The sequence below is a fragment of the Klebsiella sp. CN_Kp091 genome, assembly GCF_040065095.1.
Lineage (GTDB): Bacteria > Pseudomonadota > Gammaproteobacteria > Enterobacterales > Enterobacteriaceae > Klebsiella > Klebsiella aerogenes.
The window spans coordinates 53,166-78,414 of record NZ_JBEAIO010000046.1; the positions used below are offsets into that span (position 1 = coordinate 53,166).

At 57.3% G+C, this 25,249-nt stretch carries 18 protein-coding genes; 9 read left to right on the plus strand and 9 right to left on the minus strand.

Annotated elements, in window-relative coordinates:
* The first annotated feature begins 125 nt into the window (after nt 1-125).
* Nucleotides 126-1,142, plus strand: a complete 1,017-nt coding sequence (locus ABLV17_RS19570) for a LacI family DNA-binding transcriptional regulator (protein WP_348854554.1) — start codon at nt 126-128, stop codon at nt 1,140-1,142.
* A gap of 8 nt (nt 1,143-1,150) precedes the next feature.
* Here the strand turns inward: ABLV17_RS19570 and ABLV17_RS19575 are convergent, their stop codons facing one another.
* On the minus strand, nt 1,151-1,774 hold the full coding sequence (locus ABLV17_RS19575; protein ID WP_113373995.1) for a glutathione S-transferase: 624 nt from the start codon (nt 1,772-1,774) through the stop codon (nt 1,151-1,153).
* A gap of 98 nt (nt 1,775-1,872) precedes the next feature.
* Between ABLV17_RS19575 and ABLV17_RS19580 the strand changes: the two genes are divergently transcribed.
* The 4 genes from ABLV17_RS19580 to ABLV17_RS19595 all read left to right on the plus strand — a co-directional run bounded on the left by ABLV17_RS19580 (nt 1,873) and on the right by ABLV17_RS19595 (nt 6,039).
* Nucleotides 1,873-3,021, plus strand: a complete 1,149-nt coding sequence (locus ABLV17_RS19580; protein ID WP_308957676.1) for an iron-containing alcohol dehydrogenase — start codon at nt 1,873-1,875, stop codon at nt 3,019-3,021.
* Between the two features lie 270 nt (nt 3,022-3,291).
* Nucleotides 3,292-4,950 carry an alpha,alpha-trehalase gene (locus ABLV17_RS19585; protein WP_047078846.1) on the plus strand — a complete coding sequence of 553 codons (1,659 nt, stop codon included), beginning with the start codon at nt 3,292-3,294 and terminating at the stop codon, nt 4,948-4,950.
* 63 nt (nt 4,951-5,013) lie between these two features.
* Nucleotides 5,014-5,541, plus strand: coding sequence for a GNAT family protein (locus ABLV17_RS19590; protein WP_348854555.1), 528 nt, complete (start codon nt 5,014-5,016; stop codon nt 5,539-5,541).
* A 75-nt stretch (nt 5,542-5,616) separates the two neighbouring features.
* Nucleotides 5,617-6,039 carry a muraminidase gene (locus tag ABLV17_RS19595; protein ID WP_348854556.1) on the plus strand — a complete coding sequence of 141 codons (423 nt, stop codon included), beginning with the start codon at nt 5,617-5,619 and terminating at the stop codon, nt 6,037-6,039.
* On the opposite strand, the gene ABLV17_RS19600 is transcribed toward ABLV17_RS19595, so the two are convergent.
* Both ABLV17_RS19600 and ABLV17_RS19605 read right to left on the minus strand, forming a co-directional pair.
* Nucleotides 6,036-6,644: a response regulator transcription factor gene (locus ABLV17_RS19600; protein ID WP_308957673.1), complete on the minus strand. Its 609-nt coding sequence runs from the start codon at nt 6,642-6,644 to the stop codon at nt 6,036-6,038. The genes ABLV17_RS19595 and ABLV17_RS19600 overlap by 4 nt on opposite strands.
* 359 nt (nt 6,645-7,003) lie before the next feature.
* The gene (locus ABLV17_RS19605; RefSeq protein WP_348854557.1) at nt 7,004-7,762 is read right to left on the minus strand and encodes an SDR family oxidoreductase; all 759 of its coding nucleotides are present in this window, start codon (nt 7,760-7,762) and stop codon (nt 7,004-7,006) included.
* A gap of 118 nt (nt 7,763-7,880) precedes the next feature.
* On the opposite strand from ABLV17_RS19605, the gene ABLV17_RS19610 reads away from it, so the two are divergent.
* The 3 genes from ABLV17_RS19610 to ABLV17_RS19620 all read left to right on the plus strand — a co-directional run bounded on the left by ABLV17_RS19610 (nt 7,881) and on the right by ABLV17_RS19620 (nt 11,513).
* Nucleotides 7,881-8,780 (plus strand): LysR family transcriptional regulator, encoded by a 900-nt coding sequence (locus ABLV17_RS19610; protein WP_087858998.1) that lies wholly within the window; start codon nt 7,881-7,883, stop codon nt 8,778-8,780.
* 107 nt (nt 8,781-8,887) lie between these two features.
* Nucleotides 8,888-9,919, plus strand: a complete 1,032-nt coding sequence (gene yhjD, locus ABLV17_RS19615) for an inner membrane protein YhjD (RefSeq protein WP_087858997.1) — start codon at nt 8,888-8,890, stop codon at nt 9,917-9,919.
* A gap of 271 nt (nt 9,920-10,190) precedes the next feature.
* Nucleotides 10,191-11,513 carry an MFS transporter gene (locus tag ABLV17_RS19620; protein ID WP_015703754.1) on the plus strand — a complete coding sequence of 441 codons (1,323 nt, stop codon included), beginning with the start codon at nt 10,191-10,193 and terminating at the stop codon, nt 11,511-11,513.
* A gap of 49 nt (nt 11,514-11,562) precedes the next feature.
* Here ABLV17_RS19620 and ABLV17_RS19625 read toward each other — a convergent pair whose 3' ends face one another.
* The gene (locus tag ABLV17_RS19625; RefSeq protein ID WP_348854558.1) at nt 11,563-13,614 is read right to left on the minus strand and encodes an AsmA family protein; all 2,052 of its coding nucleotides are present in this window, start codon (nt 13,612-13,614) and stop codon (nt 11,563-11,565) included.
* A 194-nt stretch (nt 13,615-13,808) separates the two neighbouring features.
* Here ABLV17_RS19625 and ABLV17_RS19630 point away from each other — a divergent pair, with 194 nt between their 5' ends.
* A complete protein-coding gene (locus tag ABLV17_RS19630) occupies nt 13,809-14,738 on the plus strand; it encodes a sugar kinase (RefSeq protein ID WP_045397203.1) in 930 nt (309 codons plus the stop codon).
* Nucleotides 14,739-15,319: 581 nt separating this feature from the next.
* Here the strand turns inward: ABLV17_RS19630 and ABLV17_RS19635 are convergent.
* The 5 genes from ABLV17_RS19635 to bcsZ all read right to left on the minus strand — a co-directional run bounded on the left by ABLV17_RS19635 (nt 15,320) and on the right by bcsZ (nt 25,247).
* On the minus strand, nt 15,320-16,819 hold the full coding sequence (locus tag ABLV17_RS19635) for a pitrilysin family protein (protein ID WP_045390815.1): 1,500 nt from the start codon (nt 16,817-16,819) through the stop codon (nt 15,320-15,322).
* Between the two features lie 209 nt (nt 16,820-17,028).
* Nucleotides 17,029-18,315: a dicarboxylate/amino acid:cation symporter gene (locus ABLV17_RS19640; protein ID WP_015369244.1), complete on the minus strand. Its 1,287-nt coding sequence runs from the start codon at nt 18,313-18,315 to the stop codon at nt 17,029-17,031.
* Nucleotides 18,316-18,470: 155 nt separating this feature from the next.
* Nucleotides 18,471-20,477 (minus strand): biofilm formation regulator HmsP, encoded by a 2,007-nt coding sequence (gene hmsP, locus ABLV17_RS19645; RefSeq protein WP_047047804.1) that lies wholly within the window; start codon nt 20,475-20,477, stop codon nt 18,471-18,473.
* Nucleotides 20,478-20,673: 196 nt separating this feature from the next.
* A complete protein-coding gene (gene bcsC, locus ABLV17_RS19650) occupies nt 20,674-24,159 on the minus strand; it encodes a cellulose synthase complex outer membrane protein BcsC (protein WP_348854559.1) in 3,486 nt (1,161 codons plus the stop codon).
* Nucleotides 24,141-25,247 carry a cellulose synthase complex periplasmic endoglucanase BcsZ gene (gene bcsZ, locus ABLV17_RS19655; RefSeq protein WP_308957668.1) on the minus strand — a complete coding sequence of 369 codons (1,107 nt, stop codon included), beginning with the start codon at nt 25,245-25,247 and terminating at the stop codon, nt 24,141-24,143. Before bcsZ ends, bcsC begins: the two co-directional genes overlap by 19 nt.
* Nucleotides 25,248-25,249: the final 2 nt, after the last annotated feature.

The following is a 25,249-nucleotide window of genomic DNA, read 5'->3' on the forward strand; positions in this document are numbered from 1 at the left end:
TCCTGGCGTGAATGAAATGTTATGTGAAGCAGCAATGCATTCGAATGCAACGGAGATCGCAAAATTAGTGACAGGGGGGAAGATTCACGCATAATGACGGGGCATGGGTCAGGAGAGGCAACGGAATGGCAGGTCAAAACAAACGAGCAGTCACCAGTTACGATGTCGCGAAAGCGGCTGGCGTCTCGCAATCTGCGGTATCCCGCGCCTTTACCGAAGGAGCGAAAATTTCGCCAGCCACCAAAGAAAAGGTGCGTAAAATCGCCGCCGAGCTGGGCTATCGTCCGAGCTTTATCGCCCAGTCGCTGATCACCCGCCGCTCAACGCTTATTGGTGTTGTCGTTCCGGGGTTGGTGAATCCCTTCTACGCCGCGGTTCTGGATGAACTGTCACAGGCGTTGAACCTGATGGGATACCGGGTACTGTTGTTTTCGATGTACCGCGATGATGACACTACCCCCATCATGGAAGAGATTCTGCGTCATCGTGTTGAAGCGCTAGTGCTGGTGTCCAGCAGCCTTTCTTCACACTTTGCTCATGAATGCCAGCAGCTCGGCCTGCCGGTGCTGCTGCTCAACCGCAAAAACGACAGCCGGTCGGTTTCCAGCGTCACCAGCGATAACCTGGCTGGCGGCGCCGCAATTGCCGATTTCCTGCTGGATCTCGGCCATCAGCAGCTGGCATTTGTTGCCGGTAGAGATACCTCCTCTACCAGCCGCGACCGTGAGACAGGCTTTCGACAGCGTCTGGAGGCCCGCGGCGCCCGCCCGATGCTGCGCGATAGCGGAATGTGGTCGATAGAAGAAGCGATGAACGCCACCCGCAGACTGATGGCGTTGCCAACGCCGCCGGACGCGCTATTTTGCGCCAACGATATGATGGCCATCGCCGCCCTCAACGTGGTTGTCGGCGAAATGGGCATGAAGGCGGGCGAAGATATCTCCGTCGTCGGGTTCGATGATATCGCCATGGCCAGCTGGCCGCTGATAAATTTAACCACCTGGGTCCAGCCGCTATCGGAAATGGTGGATACCGCCATCGCCGTGCTGAAAACGCAGCTGGGCGCGGTTGAAACCAGCGCCGTTCAGCATGTCCTGCAAGGGAAGCTTATCGTCAGGGGCAGTACCCGCCCGCAACGCTAAATCAGCGGCTACGCCACGCCGTTATTACCGTGGCGCATAAATGCCGGACGCTGGTTAAGGGCCATATACCAGCGTTCGACGTTTGCCATCTCCGGGTGGGCGAACGGCGTCATTTTCCAGCGGTGCACCGAAAGCCCCAGTACGATATCCGCCAGCGTAAACGTCTCGCCGGTCAGCCACGCGCCGGTGCGCAGCAACTGGTTGTCGACAATCTGTACGCAGCGCGTCCACGCGGCAATACTCTCTTTAATCGCCGCCGGGTCCTGAAAACGCGGGTCTTTACGCACCAGCCCCGTGAAAGCGTAGCGCCAGGCGCTATTAAACTCCGTCGCCTGCCAGTCCATCCAGTGTTCTACCTGCGCCGCGGCACGTAACGCCGAGGGCAACAAATCCTCACGTCCGGCCTTACGCGCCAGATAGCGGCAGATGCTGTTCGACTCCCAAAGGACAAAATCATCATCCACCAGCACCGGCACTAACGCATTCGGATTGAGCGCCAAAAATTCCGGCGTATCAAGCGGGCTATAGCCGCTGCCATAATCTTCCTGCTGATACTCGACCCCCGCCTCTTCGCAGGTCCAGAGCACCTTGCGCACGTTAATAGACGAGCGTTTACCCAAGATTCTTATCATCGTCAGCAACCCTTTTCGTAATATGGCAGACATGAAGCTTGCCGGATAATGTGTATAGTGGATTGCAGAATAATTATCCACTACAGGTACTCTTACACATGGTCACTCCCTTCAACATTTTAACGCCGGGCAATATCCGCTTTGGCCGCGGGCAGGCCCGCAGCGCCGCGCCGTGGCTGGCGCAATATGATGCCCCGGTGCTGCTGGTTCACGGCGCGACCAAAAGCCGCGCCCAGTTTTTACTGAGCGAACTGAGCGCATTGCATCTTCAGGTCAGCACTTTTGCTATCGCCAATGAACCCACGCTGGACGATATTGAACTCGGCGTACGGCTAGCGCGCGAGCGCGGCGTTGGCGCGGTGGTCAGCCTCGGCGGCGGCGCGGTCATTGATGCCGGTAAAGCCATTGCCGCGCTGGTCCCGGCAAGCGGGCCTGTCATCGACTATCTGGAAGTCGTCGGAACGGGGAGAATACTGGAAGCCAGCCCTCTACCGTTTGTCGCTATTCCCACAACATCCGGCACCGGCGCGGAGGTCACTAAAAACGCGGTCATCAACGTCCCGCTGCAGCAGCGCAAAGTCAGCCTGCGCGACGACCGCATGCTGCCGCAGCTGGCGATTGTCGATCCCGCTTTAACGGATAACGCCCCCCGTACCGTCACCCTCGGCTCCGGCCTTGATGCCTTAACTCAGGTTATCGAACCCTGGCTATGCACCCGGGCGACCCCCTTCACCGATGCCCTGTGCCGGGAGGCGATCCCCCGCGGCATCGCCGCGTTAAAAACGCTGATGGAAAAAGAGTGTGCCGACAGCCGCGACGAGCTGGCCTGGGTCAGCCTGTGCGGCGGACTGGCGCTGGCCAACGCCGGGCTGGGCGTGGTTCACGGTCTTGCGGGGCCGCTTGGCGGGCTAAGCGATGCCTCCCACGGCGCGCTCTGCGGCTGCCTGCTGCCCTTTGGTCTGGAACTCAATGAGTCGCAGGTAACCAATCCGGCGCTGCGCCAGCGATTCCTCGACGTGCGCCAGTGGATCGCCGCCGGACTTGGCGTCTCGCCGGATGACGCCTGGCAAAGCCTGCGCGAATGGAGCCAGCGCTCGGGGCTCGGCAATTTACGCGACCTCGGCGTGCCGCGCGAAGCGCTGGAACCCGCCGCGCTGGCGGCCAGTAGTTCATCGTCGATGAAAGCCAATCCGGTCACGCTGGATTCAGAGCAACTGCTGGAGATGCTGGAAGCCGCCTGGGAGTAAATGAGCCAACCGCCTGCGTTTACCCGGGGCGGTTCAAATTTTGTTGCATAATGAATGCTCCGAATTTCGTTTTCGCGCATTCACGATATCGGTAAATATTCACCCTTTAATTTCAAAGACCTGCTCTTCTTCTCCGCCGTTTTTTCTTAGCGAAAAGCGTGACGTGACGCACAGTTTATCTTCCGCAGACCGAAGCGAGTGTCTACGCTTATTAGAGAGCCCGGGCATGCCCGGCCCCTAAACTCACGCTATCCGGAGGCCTGTATCGCTATGTTCAGCCAGAAACTACGCAACGTTGATGACGACGAGTTGAGGATCGAAAACGATCCGTGCTACGAAGCCGATCCGTATGAGTTAAAACTGGATGAAATGTTCGACGCCGAACCGGAGCCGGAGATCATCGAAGGGCTACCGGCGTCTGACGCGCTGACCCCCGCCGACCGCTATCTCGAGTTGTTTACCAACGTCCAAAAGTCGCGCATTTTTCTTGATAGTAAAACCTTTCCCGACTGCGCGCCGAAACACGATCCGCTGGATATCCTGATGCACTATCGACGGGTTAAGCGTACGCCGGAGTTCGATTTGCGTCAGTTTGTGGAAGACAACTTCTGGCTGCCGGATAACCGCGCCGATGATTACACTTCTGATCCGAAACTGACGCTAAAAGAGCATATCGATAAGCTGTGGCCGGTGCTCACACGTGAACCGCAGGATCATATTCCGTGGTCGTCGCTGCTGGCGCTACCGCAGTCGTACATCGTCCCCGGCGGGCGTTTTAGCGAGACCTACTACTGGGATTCCTACTTCACCATGCTGGGGCTGGCGGAAAGCGGCCGTGAAGATTTGCTCAAATGCATGGCCGACAACTTCGCCTGGATGATTGAAACCTACGGCCACATTCCTAACGGCAATCGCACCTACTATCTCAGCCGCTCCCAGCCGCCGGTGTTCGCCCTGATGGTTGAACTGTTTGAGGAAGATGGCGTTCGCGGCGCGCGACGCTATCTCGACCATCTCAAATTAGAGCACGCCTTCTGGATGGACGGCGCGGAATCGCTGATCCCTAACCAGGCCTACCGTCACGTGGTGCGTATGCCAGATGGTTCGCTGCTTAACCGCTACTGGGACGACCGCGATACGCCGCGCGATGAGTCCTGGCGAGAAGATGTCGAAACGGCGAAGCATTCCGGCCGCCCGCCAAACGAGGTCTATCGAGACCTGCGCGCCGGTGCGGCTTCCGGCTGGGACTACTCCAGCCGCTGGCTGCGCGATATCACCAGGCTTGCGAGCATCCGCACCACCCAGTTTATTCCCATCGACCTCAACGCTTTTCTGTTTAAGCTGGAAAATACCATCGCCAATCTTTCCGGCCTGAAGGGCGATCGCGAGGCTGAAGCCGAATTTCGCCGTAAAGCCAACGCTCGCCGGGAGGCGGTGACCCGCTACCTGTGGGATGAAGAGTGCGGCTGTTTTCGCGATTACGATTGGCGCCGTGAGCAGTTGGCCTTGTTCTCCGCCGCCAGCATCGTCACGCTGTATGTCGGGATGGCAACCCACGCCCAGGCCGAACGGCTGGCGGATGCCGTACGCGCGCGTCTGCTCACCCCTGGCGGCATCATGGCGACGGAATATGAAAGCGGCGAACAGTGGGATAAACCCAACGGCTGGGCGCCGCTGCAGTGGATGGCGGTACAGGGATTCAAAATGTACGGCCACGACCCGCTTGGCGATGAAATCGCCCAGAGCTGGCTGCAGACGGTGAATCAATTTTATCTTAAACACCACAAGCTCATTGAGAAATATCATATCGCCAGCGGCGTCCCACATGAGGGCGGCGGCGGGGAGTATCCGCTGCAGGATGGCTTCGGCTGGACCAACGGCGTCGTGCGGCGACTCATCAGCCTGTACGGCGAGCCGAGGTCTTCATGAGGCACTTTCCGTCGGCAGGCTGTGCTGTTAAGGTTTTATTTTCCCTTTGCCAGAGCCGACAACATGCCCGAACTGCTTACGCCGCGGCTGCGCTGCTCGCCGCTGCAGCTTGACGACTGGTCTTTTTTTCTCAGCCTGCAACAGGATCCGCAGGTGATGCTCTATGTCGCGGATAACCGGCCCATCTCCGATATCCGCGCCGCGTTTGATGCGCGCCTGCCGGTCTGGTCGCCTAAGGCCGCGCACTGGCTGTGCCTGGTGGTTCGCGATCGGCAAAGCCATACGCCCCTCGGCCTGACCGGCTATTGCCACCACGATGATGATATTGCCGAAGTGGGCTTTCTCTTCGCCCCACAGGCGCAGGGCCAGGGCTACGGATATGAATCACTGCGGGCGCTATGTGATTACGCGTTTTCTACAGGCGGCATCCGTCGCCTGACCGCCAGCGTCACCGCCGGGAACCAGGCCTCAAAACAACTGCTGCTAAAAACAGGATTTATTCAGGAAGGAGAGCTACGCGAGAGCTACTGGCTACATGGCCGTTGGCACAATGACTGGCTGTTTGGCCTGATGCGCCACGATTACCAATAAGGCCCTGGGCCATCCGGCGAATGGGGGCGACCCCGCTTTTCCTCTACACTGCCGCCAACCACAGAGGAAAAGATCATGACCGTCACCACGTTAAGCCTGCCGGGGCTGCGTTTTATCCAGCAGACGCAAGGGCTGGCGCTACTGCCGTATCAGGACAAATTTGGGCAATGGCGGGTCGGCTACGGCCACGCTATCGGTGAAGATGAGAAAGAGACGCCCATCACCGCCGAACTGGCGATGATGCTATTGACGCTAGACCTGCTGCAGCGCCAACAGATATTACAGCGCAGGTTGGTCGTGGAACTGACTCAGCCGCAGTACGATGCCTTGCTGGCGCTGGTGTTCAGTTTAGATGGCAGCGCCCAGCCGCAGTTGGACGCTATTTTGCATTATCTTAACGGCCACAACATGACGCAGGCGCTGGCGATATGGCGGCACATTGACCGCGATAACGCCTATCGCCTGCAGGAGTGCGAGCGGTTTTGTCAGACCAGTTAATTGTCACCGACGCTATTAAATGCCATCGCCGCCTGGGTTCGGTTTTTCACATCCAGCCGCCGATATAACGACTCAAGATGCGCTTTCACGGTCCCTGCGCTGATATTTAACGTACGGCTAATTTCCTTATTAGAGCTGCCTTCCGCCAGCAGTTTTAAAATTTCCTGCTGGCGGCGACTGAGATGCACCGCATGTTTATTGCGATCCGCAGAGGTCATTAACCAGGTGCCCGGCAGACACATCATCCCCAACATGATGCTATTAATGATCTGGGCAAACATATCGGCGCTATCCTCACGTTGGGCAATGGCGCGCACGTTCCACGCCAGCGCTCGTTGCAGCCAGCTTTTATTATCATCCGAAACCACTAATAATACTTTGGCATGCGGAAAACGCTGCTGCTTCTCCTGGAGCAACCAGCAACAAAATTCACTGTTCAGGTCGCCATCAAGTATGAGGAGCGCCTGCGGATGAGCCGTGAGCAGCTGCCACAGCTGTTCTGCCTGACAGGTACTATGAATATTAATTTCAGGAATACGTTGTTGTAAGCCGACTTTCATTCCATGAATAAATATTGACTGCCTGTCAAACATGATTACTTGCATGGACTGCTCTCCATCGAAAAAATACCCCTTAAAAAGTGGGGGAAGGGTAATATCAGCCAGCAAAAATAAGAACTCGCCGTATGACCTAAGCCATTTTACCGATGGAGTAGATGATATAAACATCATGATGATGAATAGTTACACGCCAGCGCGTAACGATTACTCATTCATAATATTTATTACATTTGACGTAAGAAATTCCTTAATTAAACGGATAGCTAACAGGAATATAATATTATTTCTGCCAGTGTAATCCAACCGCTTAAAATCAGCGATACGCATGATGCAAAAGAGTGTTACGGAATAATAAAACGCACAATATGGTGACGCCCTGCGTCATTATGCGCAGGGCGTGGCCATTATAAAAACATGCCGCCGGAAACCTCAACGCGCTGGGCGTTCATCCAGCCAAGCTCGTCGCTCAGCAGCGCAGCAATAGCATTGCCGATATCATCCGGCAGGCCGACGCGCCCCAGCGCCGTCTGGGCGGCAATATGCTGGTTAAGCTGGGCATTATCGCGCACCGCGCCGCCGCCAAAGTCGGTCTCAATCGCGCCGGGCGCGATGATATTGACCGATATCTCGCGCGCGCCGAGTTCCTTCGCCTGATAACGGGTTAACACCTCCATCGCCCCTTTCATCGCCGCATAAGCGGAATAGCCCGGCAGCGCAAAGCGCGCCAGCCCGCTGGAGACGTTCAGAATGCGCCCGCCGTCTTTAAGCAAAGGCAGCAGCTGCTGGGTAAGGAAGAACGGCCCCTTAAAGTGGATGTTCATCAGCTCGTCAAACTGCGCTTCGCTGGTCTCACTAAACGGCGCGGTCAATCCGATGCCGGCATTGTTCAATAAATAATCGAAACTATCGCGCTGCCACTTCTCCTTCAGACATTGCGTCAACTGTTGCGCAAAGCTAGCAAAACTGGCGATATCGCCGACGTTCAGCGGTAATGCCGCCGCTTTCGCGCCTGTTTGCTCAATTTCGCGCACCACTTCCAGCGCCGCCTGCTGGTTGCTGTGGTAGGTCAGAATAATATCGGTTCCCTTCGCCGCCAGCTTCAGCGCCGCATTTTTTCCCAGACCGCGGCTGCCGCCGGTCACTAAAGCGATACGTTGTGTCATCAGAAACCCCTTCGTCATTACGTGTGTGTGAATAAAGAGCTTATTAGCAGACGTAGTAACAATAAATGCGCTAAATTACGTTTTACTGTTTCTTTAATAACAACAATAGGCAGTAGGTATGGATAAAATTCACGCAATGCAACTCTTCATCCGCGTCGCGGAACTGGAGAGTTTCTCTCGCGCCGCCGATACCCTTGGGTTGCCCAAAGGTAGCGTATCGCGACAGATCCAGGCGCTGGAAAGCCATCTCGGCGCCCGCCTGCTGCACCGCACCACCCGCCGGGTGCAGCTGACTCAGGACGGCATGGTCTATTACGAACGCGCCAAAGACCTGTTAAGTAATCTCGAAGAGCTGGATGGTATGTTTCAGGGCGATCCATCGAGCATCAGCGGCCGCCTGCGTGTCGATATGCCGATCAGCGTCGCCAAAAAACTGGTCATCCCGAAACTTCCCGCGTTTTTACAACAGTATCCCGGCATTGAAATCGAACTGAGCAGTAGCGACCGGCTGGTCGATGTGGTGCGCGAAGGCTTCGACTGCGTGATCCGGGTGGGTACGCTCAAAGACTCGGGACTCATCGCCCGCCCGCTCGGCAAGCTCACGCAAATTAACTGCGCCAGTCCGCATTATCTGGCGCGCTTCGGCTACCCGGAAAGCCTCGACGATCTGGCGGATCATGCCCTGATCCACTACGCCAGCAACTTCGGCGCTCGGCAGCCTGGTTTTGAAGTCGTCAGTGATGGCGCCGTGCGCTGGGTGAAAACCGGCGGCGTGTTGACCGTCAATAGCACCGAAACCTACCAGGCCGCCTGTCAGGCCGGGCTCGGCATTATTCAGGTTCCGCGCATCGCGGTACGCGAACCGCTGCGCACCGGCGAGCTGGTTGAGATCCTGCCGCAGTACCGCGCCGAACCGATGCCGGTATCGATTATCTATCCACATCGGCGCAATCTCTCCCGCCGCGTACATCTCTTTATGGAGTGGCTGGGCGGATTGATGAAAGGTTATGTCGATTAATCAGCGCGAGTCGTCAATACCCGTCTGGCCGATGGGCGCCTGCAAGATGCGTCGTTTAAGGTATACTTCTGGCTGAATATCGCTGTAAAGAAAGGAAGAAATCACTTATGACGCCGGAAAACGACGATCGCCAGCCGCCACAGGAAACGGACCAGCAGCCGGAGAAAAACAAAAGTACGCTCGCCGCCATCAACGATTCCGCCGTTGGGCAGAAAGCTAACCAGGCGCTGAAAACGGTCACCGGAACGGCGGCTAAAGTCCAACGTAATCCGGTGATAGCCCACCTGCTACGCGCCGCCGAGCGGTTCAATGACAGGCTTGGCAATCAGTTTGGCGCAGCCATTACCTACTTCTCATTCTTGTCGATGATCCCGATTCTGATGGTCTCGTTCGCCGCCGCCGGTTTCGTGCTGGCATGGCATCCGACCCTGCTGCAGGACATCTTCGATAAAATTCTGCAAAACGTCAGCGACCCGACGCTGGCGGCAACGCTTAAAAACACCATCAACACCGCCGTACAGCAGCGTACCGCCGTCGGGCTAGTCGGCCTGTTGGTCGCGCTCTACTCGGGCATTAACTGGATGGGCAACCTGCGTGAAGCGATTCGCGCCCAGTCGCGCGACGTGTGGGAACGTACGCCGCAGGATCAAGAAAAAATCTGGGTTAAATACTTCCGCGATCTGATCTCGCTGATTGGCCTGCTGGTCGCGCTGGTGATCACCCTGTCAATTACCTCCGTCGCCGGATCCGCGCAGCAGATGATTATCTCCGCGCTGTATCTCGATTATATAGAATGGCTGAAACCCGCATGGCGCCTGATTGGCCTGGCGATTTCCATCTTCGCTAACTATCTGCTGTTTTTCTGGATCTTCTGGCGACTGCCGCGCCACCGTCCACGCCGCAAAGCGCTGTTCCGCGGTACGCTAATTGCGGCGATTGGCTTTGAGATTATCAAAATCGTGATGACCTGGACGCTGCCGGCGCTGGTGAAATCCCCCTCCGGCGCCGCCTTTGGTTCGGTACTGGGGCTGATGGCCTTCTTCTACTTCTTCGCCCGTCTGACCCTCTTCTGCGCCGCATGGATTGCGACCGCAGAGTATAAAGACGATAAGCGGATGCCGGGCAAAACCCACGATTAAAGTCATTATCGGGCTGAATAAAGACGCAAAATTCAGCCCGACCTATCATTTCAGCAGATAAATCCAACGCGTAACTTTTATTTAACCTAAAACTGGTTTTATTCTCTAATATTTTAATTATGTGAAGCATTTCATAGAAGATATTTTCTCAGAGCGAAAATTATCCGCTTTTTGACTGTTTTTTGCGCGATGGCGAGTTTTGTTACAGATTGAAATGTCTCTTTTGCTGTGGCTATATGGCTTTTCGTTCGCTCAAAAATAAGAAAGATCTATGCAAGCCACAGCCACTACTATCGACAACGCGCAAGACGCCACGCCGGTTAACTCGCGTAATAAAGTCGTCGTCGCCTCGCTCATCGGCACCGCCATTGAGTTCTTCGACTTCTATATTTACGCCACCGCCGCGGTTATCGTCTTCCCCCATATCTTTTTCCCACAGGGTGATGCCGCCGCCGCGACGCTCCAGTCGCTGGCGACGTTCGCCATCGCCTTTGTCGCGCGCCCGATTGGCTCAGCGCTATTCGGCCACTTCGGCGACCGCGTAGGCCGTAAGGTCACACTCGTCGCCTCGCTGCTGACTATGGGGATCTCCACCGTGGTCATCGGCCTGCTGCCGGGCTATGAAAGCATTGGCATTCTGGCGCCGATGCTGCTGGCGCTGGCGCGCTTTGGTCAGGGTCTCGGCCTTGGCGGCGAATGGGGCGGCGCGGCGCTGCTGGCGACGGAAAACGCTCCGCCGCGCAAACGCGCGCTATATGGCTCCTTCCCGCAACTGGGGGCGCCAATCGGCTTCTTCTTCGCCAACGGCACCTTCCTGCTGCTGTCGTGGCTGTTGAGCGACCAGCAGTTCATGGAATGGGGCTGGCGCGTGCCGTTCATCTTCTCTGCGGTACTGGTCATTATCGGTCTGTATGTTCGCGTGTCGCTGCATGAAACCCCGGTCTTCGCTAAAGTGGCGGCGGCGAAAAAACAGGTCAAAATCCCGCTTGGCACGCTGCTGACTAAGCACGTGCGCGTGACCGTGCTCGGCACCTTCATCATGCTGGCGACCTATACCCTGTTCTATATCATGACCGTTTACTCCATGACCTTCAGTACCGCTGCCGCGCCGATTGGTTTAGGTTTGCCGCGTAACGAAGTGCTGTGGATGCTGATGATGGCGGTCATTGGTTTCGGCGTGATGGTGCCAGTGGCGGGCCTGCTGGCGGATGCCTTTGGCCGTCGTAAAAGTATGATTATCATCACCACGATGATTATTCTGTTCGCGCTGTTCGCCTTTAAACCGCTGCTTGGTTCCGGCAACCCGATTCTGGTCTTCGCCTTCCTGCTGCTGGGCCTTAGCCTGATGGGGCTGACCTTCGGCCCGATGGGCGCGCTGCTGCCGGAGCTGTTCCCGACGGAAGTTCGTTATACCGGCGCCTCTTTCTCCTATAACGTGTCGTCGATCCTCGGCGCGTCGGTCGCACCCTATATTGCCGCCTGGCTGCAGGGCAATTACGGCCTGCCGGCTGTCGGTATCTACCTGGCGGCAATGGCGGCGCTGACGCTGATCGCTCTGCTGTTGACCCACGAAACCCGCCATCAATCGCTGTAAGTTGCAGGCCCTGACGCTGTTGCCGTCAGGGCCATCACTCATCTCATCCTTACTTTTTCATCTGCGACAAAATTGTCCGGCACTGATTCGCCTCGCCTTCCGCCGGCGAGATCAGCGCCAGTAAAGCGGCCGCCGGCGTGACCAGCGTCGCCAACGCTGCCGCCACCGCGCCGCGGGCAATCAGCGGCCCGGCTTTCACCCCGGCATCCGGTGATTTAAACGTACCGCGCACGTACAGCGGAGAACGCAGAGTAATCACCCGCAGGCCCTTACTTTCCGGGTCAACGGTCAGATTCAGCTGTTCAGAGGCAAAGCTGGCGGTGCCGGTAATGTTAATCAGCGCGTTCTCGGTATCGAAGGCGAAAATTTGCGGTCGCGCCACGCCGTTGACCACATCGATATTGGCCGCCGCGCAGTTCACCCGAACCTCCTCATCGCCAAAAATCTGCCCGATGATAAAATTACCGACGTTTAAGCCGAGGATTTCCATCAGGTTGCGGCTAATCAGACCATCATTCATCAGCAGCTTAAGGTTGCCGTTGCTGTTGCCAAGCAGCGCCGCCACCGAATTACCGCTGCCGCGCAGTTGTACATCGCCGCTCATCTCACCGAGCGTTTTCTGCATCATTTCAACATTCGGCATCAGCGCCTTGAGCTTAAGCCGACGCGCCTGCAGATTGGCTTCGCCCTGTAGCGGTTTTTTATCGCCCTGCAGATGCACGCTGCCGGCAATCGAACCGTTGGCCAGGCCAAAGCGCACCGGCTGCAGGCGCAGGTCGCCGCGCTCAAGAATAATGTGGGTCGCCAGGTCGCTGATGGGCAGAGTACCGCCGTGTTCGATTCGCCGCCCCTTGAAGCGCACATCGGCGTCCATCACCTGCCATTTATCCGTCTCAAAGCGATCGGCCGGCAGGACTTTTCCCGCTGGCTGTACGGCATCGCCCGCTTTGCGTGATGAGGATTTCTTCGCCCCGCCGCCGGAATCAACACCAATCAGCGGGCCCAGATCCGCCAGCCGCAGCTGTTTAGATTCCAGATCGCCGGTGAGCTTTGGTCGTGGTTTGCCGGTGGTATAGGTCAACGAACCGTGGATATCGCTGTCGCCAATCCGGCCGTTAAAATTGCGATAGGCAAAACGCATGCCGTTTTTATGCTTAAAGTCGGCGCGCAGGCGGCCATCGGTGGAAAACGACGGCGTTTCCGGCAGCAGGACGCCGGTCAGATCGTAGAGGTCGCGCAGCGAGTCGCCGGCAAATTTCAGCCGCAGATCGAGCCCGCCGACATTAAGCGGATCGCTGACCGTGCCGCTAAACGCTATCCGGGTATTACCAGAGTGAAAATCGCCTTGTAGCGGGAACGGCGTACTATCGCTACGCAGCGCCAGCATGCCGCCAATTTTGCCGCTGCCGCTCAGCGGCTGGCCTTTGTAGCGCCCCTTCACCGACAGGCCAAAGATATAATCGCCGGCTTTTGTCGCCTGCGCTTTGTCGCCCGCACCGGTGACTTCGCTAAACGGCAGCGCTTTGCCAAGCGGATCGACCACGATCGCGATATCGCTGCGGGTTACCTTATCGTCAATGGCGATGTTGCCGCGATCGAAGAGAATATTATCAAGGCGGAAAGACCAGGCCGATGGCGGGTTGGCTTTTTCGGATGCCGGGTCAGAAGCTAATTTAAAGGTCCAGTTATTGCTGTTTTCCGCCAGCCGAATCAGGCGGACGTCGGGCTGCTCGAGCTTAATCCACGGCAAATAGACCGTTTTGCTCAGCAGCGCCAGCGGGGCCAGCGTCGCTTCCACGCGCGGCAAATGCACCATCGTCACTTGCGGAATGTCGGGCGGGTTACCCAGCACAATATCTTCGGCATGCACATGCGGCCACGGGATCCAACTGCGCCAACCGCGCTCCTCAGGCTGTCGCTCCCACACCACGCCCAGGTCGCCGCGGATGGCGAATGGCCGATTGAGTTCGGCGGAAACTTTCTGATTGATCGTCGGCTTGAGCCGGTTCCAGTCAAAGGTCGCCAATACGATGAAAAAAAGAACGATTAACAGCACAATCGTTCCCGAGATAATAGCAATCGTTTTACGGGCTCTGGTCATCCCCTCTCCGCTCCTTTTGCGTCTCGTCACTCCTCACTATAGTTGAAGAGCGGAGATTCATCCGCCAAATGCGCTTTTCGTCACATTTTGCGCGTCAGGTCAAAAAATAATGGAACGATGTTTTAATATGGTTGACCCTGTCTGGTACCCAGCGCAAACTACCGCTAATTTCGATTCAATTTCAGGTCAGCACTATGTCTAAGAAAATTGCCGTGATTGGCGAATGCATGATTGAACTGTCAGAGAAAAACGCAGCGGTGAATCGCGGTTTCGGTGGCGATACCTTAAACACATCCGTCTACATCGCGCGCCAGACCAGCGCCGATGCGCTTAGCGTGCACTACGTGACCGCGCTGGGTACCGACACCTTCAGCCAGCAGATGCTGGAGTCCTGGCAGGGCGAACAGGTAAAAACCGATCTGATTCAGCGTATGGCTGACCGTCTGCCTGGCCTTTATTACATTGAAACGGACGAGACCGGCGAGCGCACCTTCTACTACTGGCGCAACGAAGCGGCGGCCAAATTCTGGCTCGAAAGCGAGCGCGCTGACGCCATCTGCGAAGAGCTGGCTACCTTTGATTACCTCTACCTGAGCGGCATCAGCCTCGCCATCCTCAGCCCGTCCAGCCGGGAAAAACTGCTCACGCTACTGCGCGAATGCCGCGCTAACGGCGGGAAAGTGATTTTCGATAACAACTACCGTCCGCGCCTGTGGGCCAGCCAGCAAGAGACTCGCCAGGTGTACCAGCAAATGCTGGAATGCACCGATATCGCTTTTCTGACGCTGGATGATGAAGATGCGCTATGGGGAGCGGTACCAGTTGCCGAGGTTATCGCCCGTACCCACGCCGCTGGCGTCGAAGAGGTGGTGGTGAAGCGCGGCGCGGACTCTTGCCTGGTGGCGATTGCCGGCCAGCCGCTGCTGGAGGTGCCCGCGGTGAAGCTGGCGAAAGAGAAAGTGGTGGATACCACTGCGGCGGGCGATTCGTTCAGCGCCGGCTATCTGGCGGTGCGCCTTACCGGTGGCGACGCGGAATCCGCGGCGAAACGCGGACACCTCACCGCCAGCACGGTTATCCAGTATCGCGGGGCAATTATCCCGCGCGAAGCGATGCCGGACTAAGGTCCGATTCCCCCTGCTTGCGGGGCTACCAAACCGTACTGTGCTGTAGCCCCGGTAAGCGGTAGCGCCACCGGGGATTTTGAGGCCGCACGAACCGTACCACAGGCGGTGGACGCAGAGCAGATTTTGCGCCGGGTGGCGGCTAACGCCTTACCCGGCCTACGGCCAGTGCCATTGCCATTGCCATTGCCATTGCCATTGCCATTGCAACTGAAGCTTTTAACTCTTCCTTTGTACCCATGACTACTGAAACTGCCGGTGTTGGTGGCCTCAAAATCGCTGAGACGTTCCCGGAAGGCCGGGGCAGCCCGCATGGATGCGGGCTGAGGGCCGTGTTTTGCACGGACGCTGCCTCGGCCCGACCCGAAGCCTGCCGGGATAAGTCGAAGGTACCACGAAGTGGCGATTTTGGCGGCCAGAGCCCGGGGGTACAGGGGGCGGCGGCGACTGGCCGCCCCCTGTGCGCTCCCTGAGCCATGAGAGACATAACGCAGAAGAAATATCGGGAGCGCAATGTGCTCGGAATTAACACAAAGCACATATTTTTCCCGACCAAAACCGTTGCAAACTGATAACAGTATCTACTGCGCTGGAGGAATATCCGTCGCCTCATTATGCGCATCAGCCGCATCCGGCGTGGCGCTCACCGCGGCAGCGGGCGCTGGCGCCATCAGTTTTTCCCACGTCGCTTTCAGATCTTTCATGTTGTACTCCGGCTCGCCTTTCGGCTGCTGCAGCACCAGCGCCATATCCTGCGATAACTGCTGGCGCAGATACTGGTTCAACATGTCGACCGTCAGTGAGTTCAGGAACTCCTGGCGCAGTTTCTGATACTGCTCCGGCGCGATATCCACCACCTGATTTTGCAGCGAACGCATACGTTGGCTAATCAGGATATCGGTATCCGTGCGCGCGTAGGTGGCGAACAGCTTTTGCAGTTCAAGATTCTTTTGCGCAATCAGCGCATCGAACTCTTCCTGAGGCAGACCGTTGTCGCGCACCTTCGCCAGCTCGCGCGATACCGCGCTCAGATTGGCGTTCAGACGTTCGCCCGGCGAGTCGATATTGATCGCGCACTGGGCGCGCTGATACAGCACGCGGCAATCAAAACCGAGGCCGATATCTTTTACGTTGCTTTTGCTCAGGTTCTGCTGCACGTGCCAGAACAGCGCTTCCCGAGCCAGGTCATCGCGCCAGTAGCGCTGCAGCGCGGCGGAATCGCGGATCGGCTGCCATGGGGAATCCCACATGATCGACAGCTTATCCTGACGTACGGCATCGGTCATGATGCTAACCGGCGTAGCTGGCAGAGGTGAAAGCGTTGGCACCGCCGCCGGGGTCTCGCGTTTACCTTTCAGTTCGCCGAAGATTTTGTTGATTTGCTCCGCGACGCTGCGGCTATCGACGTTACCGACGACAATCAGCGTCATCGCGTCCGGGGTGTACCATTTCTGATAAAATTCTTTCAGCTGTTTAATATCAACTGGTTGCTTCAACGGCGCCGCCGGATCGTGACCGAGCATCGTTGAGCCCTTCAGGCGATAGCGCCACCAGCCTTCCTGGGTATCCAGCGGCCAGGTCGCCACCATATCGCTGCCCTGCAGCGCATGATTGACCGCTTGCTGGGTGATGCTCAACTTACCGTTGGCGTCCGCCAGCCAGTTCAACGCTTCTTTAAGCAGGTCGTTGCGGTTGTTCGGCAGGCTCAGATTAAACAAGGTGAAATCGTAAGAAACGATCGCCGGCGGCAGAGGACGCTTCGGGTCAATACTCTGCTGCCACAGCGAACGCGCCTGCATCGTCGGGAGGCTGCCGCTTTGGGTCAGCGCCAGGCGCGGAATGAAATGACTGAAGCCGCTCTGCTGAGTGCTTTCGCTCAGCGAGCCAATATTCACAGCCAGGCGGACTTCGACGCGATCGCTAGGACGCTGCGGCGTGGCCAGCACCTGCCACGAAAAACCGTTCGCCAAAGTCCCCTGTTGCCAGGCCGGGTCCGGCTGGAGCGCTTCTGCCTGCACAGAACCGGCCGTCGCTATCATCAGCAAACCACCGGTTAAGAGTCGAATTTTTGTGCCCTGCATGTGAACCCCTGATGAACATTCCTGGTTACATAGGCAACCCATCGCCGGGTTGCCGAAAAAGGTGTTGAATCAAATACGTCGGTTAGACCACGCGAAGGCGAAAATGTCGCATGAAGACGTAAAATAATCATGAGGTATCATTCCCCCAGAAGGGGAATGATACCTAATTTTGCGCAGGAGCCCATAGTTCATGGGCATAACATGAGGAATTACGAGGATAATTCTTGTGATTTGTCCGCGGGAACGCGGTTATTCAACACATCATCGAGCTGTTTGGCGTCGAGTTCTTTCACCCATTTCGCGACGACCACGGTCGCCACGCCGTTACCCACCAGGTTGGTCAACGCGCGCGCTTCCGACATAAAGCGGTCGATACCGAGAATCAGCGCCAGACCCGCCACCGGCAGATGCCCCACCGCGGAGATGGTTGCCGCCAGTACGATAAATCCGCTACCGGTAACGCCCGCCGCCCCTTTCGAAGAGAGCAGCAGCACCACCAGCAGGGTGATCTGATGGAAGATATCCATATGACTATTGGTGGCCTGGGCGATAAACACCGCCGCCATCGTCAGGTAGATGGAGGTGCCGTCGAGGTTGAAGGAGTAGCCGGTCGGTATTACCAGCCCCACCACCGATTTGCGGCAACCCAACTTCTCCATCTTATCCAGCATTCGCGGCAGCGCGGACTCCGAAGAGGAGGTACCCAGCACAATCAGCAGCTCTTCACGGATATAGCGAATGAACTTGAAGATGCTAAAGCCGGTAGCCCGCGCGATAGAGCCCAGTACCAGCACCACGAACAGAATACAGGTGATGTAGAAGCAGATGATCAGTTGGCCCAGCTGTACCAGAGTACCGACGCCGTATTTACCGATGGTAAATGCCATGGCCCCGAAAGCACCGATCGGCGCCAGGCGCATAATCATGTTAATGATGCCGAAAATGACCTGCGAAAAGCTTTCAATGACGTTGAAAATCAGCTGCCCTTTGCTACCTAAACGATGCAGCGCAAAGCCAAACAGGACGGCAAACATCAGCACCTGCAAAATATTACCGCTGGCGAAAGCGCCAATTACGCTTCCCGGGATAATATCGAGTAAGAAGGCGACAACACCCTGATCTTTAGCCTGCTCGGCATAGACCGCCACCGCGTGCGCGTCCAGCGTCGCCGGATCGACGTTCATGCCCGCGCCGGGTTGCACCACGTTGACAATGATAAGACCGATAATCAACGCAATGGTACTCACCACTTCAAAGTAGAGTAACGCCACCGCACCGGTACGACCAACGGCCTTCATGCTTTCCATCCCGGCAATCCCTGTCACAACGGTACAGAAGATAACCGGGGCAATGACCATTTTAATCAGTTTTACGAAAGCGTCGCCGAACGGTTTCATCTGCGCGCCAAGCTCCGGGTAGAAATGGCCCAGCAAAATACCGATGGCTATGGCCGATAAAACCTGGACATAGAGGCTTTTGAAGAGAGAGAGTTTCATAGGGTGTCCTTTGGGAATAACCACAGACAATGAAAGGTTATCTGTGTCTGTGGCTTAAAAATAACACCCTGGAAACATTTCAGAAATAAGTAACCGCGAAGTTGCAACGGAATTGTTAAAATATTTGAGCTGACTCGCACAAACAACTAAAAATGTTACAAACTTGCATCATCCTTTTCAGCGTGCAGGAAGCGCTGCATGAAGCTTTCCAGCGGTAAGGCGCAACCAAACAGGTAACCCTGGGCGATGTCCACCCCAGCCGCTTGCAACCATTTCAGCTGTTCTTCTTTTTCGACGCCCTCAGCGACGATCCGCAGCTTGAGCCCGCGCGCAAGCTGAATTATCGCCGGGACCATGCTGGTATCATCCGGCACCATATCAATAAACGCCTTGTCGATTTTCAGAATATCCACCGGCAGCGATTTCATATGTTGCAGCTGGCGCAACCCGGCATAACCCATGCCGAAATCATCCAGCGCAATACGCGTACCGGCGTCGCGCAGCGGGCGCAGCAGGGCAATCACCGCCTGTGGATCGTCAAGGCGGCGGCTTTCCGTCACCTCCAGCACCAACGTGCCGGGGGCGATACGGTAGCGTTCAATAAGTGCCAACAGCTCAACGCCGCGCTCGGGATGCAACAACTGCAGTAGCGAGACATTCACCGACAGCGGCAGCATGATGCCCTGCTGCTGCCAGGCTGCCAGTTGACGGCAGGCTTCTTCCATTACCCAATAGCCTACCGGCACCATCAACCCGCAGTTTTCAATTCGCTCAATCAGATCGCACGGTAGCGACCAGCTGCCATCGGCCTGTCGCTGACGCAGCAGAACTTCCGCACCGCAAATATCGCCGCTGGCAATATCCACCTGCGGCTGGAACCAGATGGCGAACTGCTGATTATCGAGCGCGGTGAGGATGTCGTGCTCTTCCATTAACCGGCGCTGGGCTTTTTCCATCTGCTCAGGGTCAAAGAACTCGATTTGATTTTTACCCTTACGCCGTGCCGTCACCGCGGCGGAAACCGCACGGCGATAGAACTGTTCGGCGTTCAGCTCGCTATTAAACATCGCGATGCCGACGCTGGCACAGGGGCGCAGCTGGACACCGTGCAGCGGCAATCGCTCGCTAATAGAAGTGAGCACTCGCTTACTTAGCGAAACCGCTTCCCAAGGCTCGCTAAGTCCGGGCGCGTAAATGGCGAAATCGTAACCGCTCACCTGCGCCAGTACCATATTGGCCGGGATAACTGCTTTTAGTTTCTCGACTAGCGTTAAGAGCAGCATCTCGCGCTGGCTCTCTTTCAGGACGCCCGCGGCATCTTGCAGGGTTTCACACGCCACCACCAGCAGCGCCGAAGGCTGCGGACGGGTCGCGGTCTGCTCCAACATCGCCATCAAAAAGGCTTTGTTGGGGAGCTCAGACACCGGAAAACGGGTCGATTGCAGCGATAGCTCATCATGCTGGCGCAGCAAAGACTGCTGATTGCGGTTGTAGCAGCGCACCAGCATGCCAATTTCATCGTCCTGGTGCAGTCGCGGTAGGCTCAGTTGATGTCCAAGACGATCCTGAGGCGGAATATCGTTGAGTTCGCGGGCGATGGCGCGCAGCGGGCGAACAATCAGTCGGTTGATACACCAGGTGAGCGCTACCGTTAAAACCAGCACCAAAAGTAAGTAAGTGGTCACCAACGTCGCAAGCGCGCTCATGACGAATTTGTACATGCGATAGGAATCCGCCTGCAGTACCAGATAAGCCAGCGGCTGCGGGTTAGCCGGGCGTTCCAGCGAGTAGATTGGCAGAGATATCTGCACCGGCAGTTCAAACAAGCGAGTGATCATCACCGGCACCGGACGCTCGGGTATAAAGCGCATCCGCAGCGCCTGGAATTGATTCGGTAGCACCACATCCGCCCGGCTGACGATGCCAGCAGGCTGAATGCGGCCCAAAATGGCTTCCGCTTCGGGAATGTCGGCTTTCAAAATAGCCGCCGACAGCGGCTCGCGAACGGAACGGGCGATACTTTCTAATTGCGTGGCCGTGGTATAGCGACTCTGTTGCACAAAGTGAAACAGCAAAATAGAACAAAAGACCAGGACAAACGCCATGGACACGCTCGCGACCATCGCCATCTGTTTAATTGTAAGTGAGCGGCTGACGCGCAACTGTGTTCTCCACTGAAACTGAACGACTATCCGGCAAGATCCATCGATACCGGTCGTTTTCAGGCTGATTATATACGCAAATGGTTCGCTCTCGCCCGCAAGGCGGGTTCTTCCCGAAAGCTGCGGGCGAGGTACGGCGAGTATACGCGAACAGCGCGGTGGATTGGCGATTAGCCGTAGAAATCAGGCTAATCTGCTACCAATCCGCATAAGGCACCAACGGCTGCGGCGGCATATCCATATCGCCCTGCCAACCGGAAGCGGAATAGCGCACGTACAGCAGCGCGTGGCTCGGCGTGTAATCTTTGGCCTGCTGAATATCCACCGCCGCGCCGACAAACCAGTTGCCGGTAACCCGCCGTTCCACCAGCGCCCGCGCGGTATAACCGAAGCCCTGGCTGCTGCTACCCTGTTCTTTTAGCTGGCTGGCCTCGTAGCGATACTGCGACGGAATCAAATTCAGCAACGGATAGCGCGCCTGAGTTTGCGTGCGCGAATGGGACCACGATACCGACCCGCCGAGTTCCCATGACCAGTTTTCGGTACGCTGACGCCAGATGACCGGCACCGAGAAAGAGAGATACTCCTGCGGGCTGTAGTAACCGCCCTGACCCAGGGTATAGCCGCTGAGGTCTTTGTCGTAGTGCCAGATCATATTGGTCAGGCCGACGGTCACCCGGCGATTATTTTCATTGATCGCTTTATAGTAGTAACCGGTCATCCAGCGCACGCGCCAGTTGTCCTCGACGTTTTTGCCGGTGAGTTGGTCAGCACCCAGCGATGACCAGATGCCGTTAGCCTCGCCTTTATCGTAGCTCAGGCTGATACCGCCGCCGGCGGCGCGTACCCCGCCCCAGGTGGTACCGGTGTGGCCGTCGTTAGGATTATCTTTTTGCCCGCCGAAGGAGAGCAGCGAGCTGGAAATGGGCCGCCGGTGGACGTTGACGGTATAGCCGACCGGGCCGGCATCGCCGCTGTAACTCAGCCCCCCCACGACATCGACCACGTTAAAGCCCATCGGCGTGGTGCCGATATCACCGCTCCAGGTGTCGTTCTTCCAGCCGACCGCCACGCTGGCGCCGCCGTCGCTCTGGTTTTTGCTACCGCCATAGCAGCTAATTTCGCCGCAGGTCCCCCAACTCGGCGAGTAGCCGCCGTCGCTATTGGTGGAAAACGTCCCGGCGTTCATATTCACCACATCGGTACGGAAGAACATCCGTCCGTCATACAGCGGCGCGTCCACCTGCAGCATGGTGGTGTGCGCTTTGAGGTCTGAATAACCGCCGGTGCCGCTCGATCCCCAATAGTCGTGCTCAAGGGTAACGTTAAGATCCTGCTGGCGATAGAGATCGGCGGCGTCGCTGCGGATCCCGCGCTTCAGCCAGTCATCCTGGCTATCGTTGCGGGTCAGGCGGGTAAAGGCCTCATTATCCTGCGGGCGAACGCGGGTCACGCCCGAGGCCACCATCGCGTCTTTATAGCTTTCCAGGGCCTGCTGTGGTTGATCGGTTTGCGTCTGGAAGCGCGCGGCATCACGCAGCACCAGCGCGCTTTCCATCGATGGCGGCTGGCTTTTCGCCTGCGGCACGATGCGGTCGAATATTTGTTGCGCGCCCGCGGTATCGTCAAATCCGGCGCGGGCCAGCGCTACCCGGCGCTGCATGTTGATCGATTCCGTATCCGCATCCTTCAACTGCGCGACCTGCGCGCGGGCGGCATTTTTATCGCCCTCAGCAAGATAGACTTCCGCCAGTCCCAGGCGCGCATCGCCATTATCAGCCTGCTGGCTCAGCACCCGATGGTACTGGGCTATCGCCGCCTCGCTATCGCCGCGCTGCTGCGCCCAATCCGCCAACGTCAGATCGTAGCGTACCGATTCCGGCTGCTGTTTAATCAAGGCGATAGCCTGACTTTCCTGTCCGCTATCGCGAAGTTGGTTGGCCTCGCGCATCACTTTGTCGCTTTGCAGACGCCCTTCCAGTTCACGAATATTGTCGGTCCACTGTCCGCGCGGCAGCGCGTTAATTTGCGCCAGCGCGGCATCATCCTGATTATTACCGGACAGATAGAGGCCGTAGGCGTAAACCCGTTCGGCATCGCCCGGCTTGCGGTTGGCCATGTTACGCATCAGCGCGTCCGCTTCCGGCCGCTGGCCGGCGCTGACCAGATCTTTCGCCAACCGATAGGTTATCCACACGCTTTCGGGATCCAACGCCAGACGCCGCCGCTGCACCTCCGCGGCCTGCGCCCAGTTGCCCTGGTTTTCCAGCGCTTCGGCCTGTTTTTCCAGTCGGTCGTTAGTGAGGCTGCGTTCAATATCATCAATACTACGCCGCTGGCTAGCGGGGAGACTGGCAATATAGGCGCTGGCTTTTTCCGGCGATTCACGACGATAAACATTCGCCAGACCGCGTACCGCGAGATTATTGCCGCGATCCATCCGCAGCGTCTGTCGATAGTAGCGTTCGGCGGCAGCGTCATCTTTACGCGCCGCGGCGACATCGCCTAACCCCAGCACCGCGTAGCTGTCGGTGTTATCCACCCGCTGCGCCTGGGCATAGGCGTTTTGCGCCTGCGCCAGTTGGCCTGCTTTCAACGCGTTATCGCCCTGTTTAATCAACAGCCAATAGCGGTTGGTCTTCAGCAGACTGTCCCACTTATCGCGATTCGGGCTTTTCGGATCCATCGCGATCGCTTTATTGAGCTGCGCCACCGCCCGCGCCCGGTCGCCGCGCTGTGAGTAGGCAGCGCCCAGCGCGCCGACGGCATCGCTATCGCGGGCATCGGCGCGTACCGCCTGCTGCAGATCGGCCACCGCCTGCGCCGCATTACCGGATTTCACCGCCGCCAGTCCTTCGCTTTTAGCGCGGAAAGTCGGATCTTTCAGTTGAGTTTGCTGCTTATCGAGTAGCACCCGGGCATTAGCAACCGTTTCTCCGGTGGTGAATACGACCAGAAAACGCTGCAGCGCTTGCACGCTGGCGCGGCTAACCGGCAAATTTTTAATTTCATCAAACCACATCGCCGAAGCCGCATCTCGCCCGGCGGCCGATCGAGACATCTGTTCGAGATAAGCGAAACCTTCATCCGGTTTATTATCGGCAAACATCTGTTTTGCCAATGTCGTTTGCAATGCCACGTTACCCGGCGAGCTGGCATTCAGTTTTTTCAGTTGGCTAATGCCTTCGTTATGCCGCGCCGGCAAACGCGAGACCAGTGTCCAGTATTCAATAGCAAAATTAACATCCGCCGGAACGCCGTCGAATAGTTTTTCATAGGCGACGATGGCCTCGTCGACGTGCCCGGAAACGCCTAGCAGGCGCGCCTGCTGCAGTTCTTGCTGACCTTTGCCTCCGCTGAGATCGATCTCGCTGCGCGTCGCTTTTAGCGCCGATGATTCAGGAGCCAGTTTCGCCAGCAGATCGAGCTGCTTTTGCGCGCCGGCGGTGTCGCCCTGGCGCAGCAGGTAGCGAGCCCGGGCGGCGAGATAATCGGGATTATTCGGGTCGATTAGCTCCAGTCGATAAAGCGACTGACGCACCAGATCTTCACGGTTGCTCGCCTCGCCGAGACGCACTTGTTCCAGCAGATGCTGCTGCGCAGGGGTATTCGCCGCCTGCGCCAGCGGCAGCAGCGCGAGACTGACAGACAGCGTGATGAAGCTTAGTGAGAACTTGCGCATTCCTGGTTCCAGTCAGGTTGTAATTCGCCACCCGCGGCGAAACGAAAACGATGTTGATCCCACCCCTGGCCGAACAGCGTCAGCACCGCACTGTAGTAGGCGTCCGCGTCGGGGTAATGATCGGCGACCCGTTGACGCTGTACCGCGCGGGCGTCGTCATCTTGCAAAAACGGCAACATGGAAGCCGAGAAACCAACCGGCCCCTCACCGGTGGTTTTCCCGCTGGCGATATTGGTTTTTTCCGGCGGCAATCCCTGTTTGATAGTCTGGGTCGTCATCGGTTTGAAACGCGCCAATAGCGGCGCTTTTTGTTTATCGGCGTTATTGAGCATCCCGACCCACAGATAGACGCGAATAGCGTCATAGCTGCCAATAATCGGCTTATCGGTTTTCAGCTGCCAGCCGCTGCCTTTCTCATAGCGCACCCAGTCCGGCGAGAAGCCTTTTGGCGCCGTTTCCAGCAGCAGCCGCAGATTGCTGTCGCGGATCTTCAGCCACGGCGCGCCAAAGCGGGTAAAATAGGTTGCGAGCTGCGGCGGCAGGTAGCTTGGGTTAAAGCGCCAGCCCTTGTCGTCCGCGAAACCGACTTTCCCCGGGAGTACCGACGGCCCCAGTCCCGGAACATCGGCGACTTCTTCATCGGCAATCCGCGCCAGCAGCGCTTTTCCTACCTCAGTATAGTTAGCGACCTTCCACAGGCGTCCGGCTTCCAGCAGTGACCAGGCAATCCACAAATCAGAATCCGATGCCGAATTGCTGTCCAGCACCGTCCATTCGTCCTCGCTTTTTTTCCCCCATAGCCATCCCGGCAGATGGGCGCGCAGATCGCCCTGCGCCAGGTTGTTCTGCGTCCACTGGAATAGCTTATCGAAGCCCTGGCGATCGTTGGCCGCCAGGGCGAAAAACAACGCGTAGCTTTGTCCTTCGGAGGTGGTGATTTTGCGCGCATCGCTGGGGTCGATGACTCGCCCTTCGGCGCTGACATACGCTTTTTTAAACTGCTCCCAGGCGGGCCACTGGCAGGCGGCGCTAACCTGCCCCGCCGCCAGTATGAATACCGAGAGAAGTACCCCACGAAATGCGTTCATCA

Excerpts from the sequence above, each read along its gene's own strand:
- ABLV17_RS19570 (WP_348854554.1), top strand. The coding sequence starts at position 126 with ATGGCAGGTCAAAACAAACGAGCAGTCACCAGTTACGATGTCGCGAAA.
- ABLV17_RS19575 (WP_113373995.1), bottom strand. The coding sequence starts at position 1,774 with ATGATAAGAATCTTGGGTAAACGCTCGTCTATTAACGTGCGCAAGGTG.
- ABLV17_RS19580 (WP_308957676.1), top strand. The coding sequence starts at position 1,873 with ATGGTCACTCCCTTCAACATTTTAACGCCGGGCAATATCCGCTTTGGC.
- ABLV17_RS19585 (WP_047078846.1), top strand. The coding sequence starts at position 3,292 with ATGTTCAGCCAGAAACTACGCAACGTTGATGACGACGAGTTGAGGATC.
- ABLV17_RS19590 (WP_348854555.1), top strand. The coding sequence starts at position 5,014 with ATGCCCGAACTGCTTACGCCGCGGCTGCGCTGCTCGCCGCTGCAGCTT.
- ABLV17_RS19595 (WP_348854556.1), top strand. The coding sequence starts at position 5,617 with ATGACCGTCACCACGTTAAGCCTGCCGGGGCTGCGTTTTATCCAGCAG.
- ABLV17_RS19600 (WP_308957673.1), bottom strand. The coding sequence starts at position 6,644 with ATGCAAGTAATCATGTTTGACAGGCAGTCAATATTTATTCATGGAATG.
- ABLV17_RS19605 (WP_348854557.1), bottom strand. The coding sequence starts at position 7,762 with ATGACACAACGTATCGCTTTAGTGACCGGCGGCAGCCGCGGTCTGGGA.
- ABLV17_RS19610 (WP_087858998.1), top strand. The coding sequence starts at position 7,881 with ATGGATAAAATTCACGCAATGCAACTCTTCATCCGCGTCGCGGAACTG.
- yhjD (WP_087858997.1), top strand. The coding sequence starts at position 8,888 with ATGACGCCGGAAAACGACGATCGCCAGCCGCCACAGGAAACGGACCAG.
- ABLV17_RS19620 (WP_015703754.1), top strand. The coding sequence starts at position 10,191 with ATGCAAGCCACAGCCACTACTATCGACAACGCGCAAGACGCCACGCCG.
- ABLV17_RS19625 (WP_348854558.1), bottom strand. The coding sequence starts at position 13,614 with ATGACCAGAGCCCGTAAAACGATTGCTATTATCTCGGGAACGATTGTG.
- ABLV17_RS19630 (WP_045397203.1), top strand. The coding sequence starts at position 13,809 with ATGTCTAAGAAAATTGCCGTGATTGGCGAATGCATGATTGAACTGTCA.
- ABLV17_RS19635 (WP_045390815.1), bottom strand. The coding sequence starts at position 16,819 with ATGCAGGGCACAAAAATTCGACTCTTAACCGGTGGTTTGCTGATGATA.
- ABLV17_RS19640 (WP_015369244.1), bottom strand. The coding sequence starts at position 18,315 with ATGAAACTCTCTCTCTTCAAAAGCCTCTATGTCCAGGTTTTATCGGCC.
- bcsC (WP_348854559.1), bottom strand. The coding sequence starts at position 24,159 with ATGCGCAAGTTCTCACTAAGCTTCATCACGCTGTCTGTCAGTCTCGCG.
- bcsZ (WP_308957668.1), bottom strand. The coding sequence starts at position 25,247 with ATGAACGCATTTCGTGGGGTACTTCTCTCGGTATTCATACTGGCGGCG.